The organism is Nocardioides sp. R-C-SC26 (assembly GCF_021246465.1).
Classification (GTDB): domain Bacteria; phylum Actinomycetota; class Actinomycetes; order Propionibacteriales; family Nocardioidaceae; genus Nocardioides.
Map to the genome: position 1 here is coordinate 1 of NZ_JAHRHK010000065.1, position 324 is coordinate 324.

1 protein-coding gene is annotated in these 324 nt (G+C 79.3%); it reads right to left on the minus strand.

Annotated elements, in window-relative coordinates:
• Positions 1 to 90: 90 nt before the first annotated feature.
• A partial coding sequence (locus tag KSO97_RS17455; RefSeq protein WP_232681957.1) for a hypothetical protein occupies positions 91 to 324 on the minus strand: 234 nt, incomplete at its 5' end.

Here is a 324-nt window from a genome sequence, read left to right on the forward strand (position 1 = left end):
CGGGAGGAGCTGGGTGTCCCCGCCCGCATTCGGGCCCGAATCCGGGAGATTCACCCGGGTGGATGGCTCGCGGCCCAGGCGAGGGCTTGGTCACCGCCACCGCCACGGCCACCGCCACCGCCGGCCGCCTGGGGCGGCGAACCGGTCGGGCACGACCGGCCAGGGCGCGGGCGGTGCGGCGGGCAGCGACCGGAGCCGGTCGAGCGCTTCGACGGGGCTCGGACGGCGGGCGGCATCGACCCGCGTCATCGCGTCGAGCACGGTGTCGAGCGGCCCGGCCCGGCGGCGCCCGACTGCCCGGGCGGTCACGCCCGCCGCGTAGAC